At 53.7% G+C, this 1,400-nt stretch carries 3 protein-coding genes; all 3 read left to right on the forward strand.

Annotated features, from left to right (window positions below; translation table 11 throughout):
• The first annotated feature begins 77 nt into the window (after window positions 1-77).
• The 3 genes from Abin_RS12340 to Abin_RS12345 all read left to right on the forward strand — a co-directional run bounded on the left by Abin_RS12340 (window position 78) and on the right by Abin_RS12345 (window position 1,358).
• Window positions 78-272, forward strand: a complete 195-nt coding sequence (locus Abin_RS12340) for a tyrosine-type recombinase/integrase (RefSeq protein WP_084593628.1) — start codon at window positions 78-80, stop codon at window positions 270-272.
• A 106-nt stretch (window positions 273-378) separates the two neighbouring features.
• A complete protein-coding gene (locus Abin_RS15925; RefSeq protein ID WP_255319445.1) occupies window positions 379-693 on the forward strand; it encodes an Arm DNA-binding domain-containing protein in 315 nt (104 codons plus the stop codon).
• Entirely contained in the window at window positions 690-1,358 is a 669-nt protein-coding gene (locus Abin_RS12345; protein ID WP_258027428.1) for a tyrosine-type recombinase/integrase, read from the forward strand. Before Abin_RS15925 ends, Abin_RS12345 begins: the two co-directional genes overlap by 4 nt.
• Window positions 1,359-1,400 lie beyond the last annotated feature (42 nt).

Raw genomic sequence — 1,400 nt, forward strand, 5'->3', positions numbered from 1 at the left:
CATAAACACATCACTCACAGGCCACCCTCCATTGGTAAGCCTGTGAATCATAGCCTCTCGCTCAGTTCAATAAATTAATAGATCTTGAGCCTAAGAGGTGCAGCCCACATGGGCTTCGAAAAGCAGCTGCACGGCTTTTGGCTGAGGCGGAATGCACGACGCATCAAATCGCCTCTATCACAGGGCATAAAACGCTATCTGAGGTCGAGCGATATACGCGAGCAGTTGAGCTGAAGCGGCTGGCTAAAGAGGCCATTATTAAAATCAGCTAGTGGCACACGCGAAACACGAATCGGCACACATTGCTTATAATGTCATTGTTTAAGTTGGATTTTATCAACTGATGGCGGAAGGGGGGTAACAAGAGGGGTAAACACTATGAGCCGACTCCCACCCAACCAGTTAACCGCCCTGCATATCTCTCGCCATAAGAGTGGAGATCTATGCGACGGAGGGGGACTATGGCTTGCGGTGTCAGGTGGCTCTCGTTTGTGGGAATTACGCTTCAAATCTCCTGTGACAGGTACACGAAGACAGAGGAGCCTTGGGAGTGCTGCCGATCTTTCTCTATCTGATGCCCGCTCCCATGCTTCCGATTGCCGCCGCCAGATAAAAAGTGGCCTTGATCCAATCATTGAGCGGGAGAAGGAGAAGGCTGCCCGAAAACTGGAAATCGGCGTCACTTTCGAGTGAGGTGGCTGCCCGCTACATTCAGGAATCAGGCCCCCGGCTGGAAAGACCAGAAAGCAACAGCAACATGGACAGGCTCTCTTTCGCAGCACGTCTTTCCAGTGTTAGGTAAGAAGGCCGTGCGCAACATCGACACTCAGGACTTAATTGGGGCCCTCCGTCCAATATGGACAGAAAAGACAGAAACAGCGGGACGACTTCGAGGCAGGGTTGAACGTATTCTTGACTACGCCCGAGCACAGGGCTGGCGTGAGGGCGAAAACCCGGCACGATGGCGCGGCCATCTCTCCGCCACCCTGCCGCCACCTTCGAAACTGATGAAGGTTCAACACCACAAGGCAATAGGATGGAAGGATATAGCACCGGTTATTATCGCCCTGTGTGCATCGGAGGGCATTGCAGCCAAGGCCGTGCGCTTCTGCTGCTTGACCGCTGCCCCGTCTGGAGAAGTAAGGAGCGCAGTCTGGTCTGAAATTGATATAGCAGCCCAAATCTGGACCATCCCTGACCACAAGATGAAAGCTGGCCGACAACATCGCGTGCCATTGTCGGCCGATGCCATGGCTATCCTTCAGGAAATGAAACCCCTCCGAGACCTCTCTGCCGGTGATCTTGTCTTTCCCGGACACAAGAGAGGTAAGCCTCTGTCTGATGTGGCCTTGAGGTAACCATCCGGCGAGAGACGCGGGCGTGATCAGGCAGCGATGCTA

The sequence above is a fragment of the Acetobacter indonesiensis genome, assembly GCF_000963945.1.
GTDB lineage: Bacteria > Pseudomonadota > Alphaproteobacteria > Acetobacterales > Acetobacteraceae > Acetobacter > Acetobacter indonesiensis.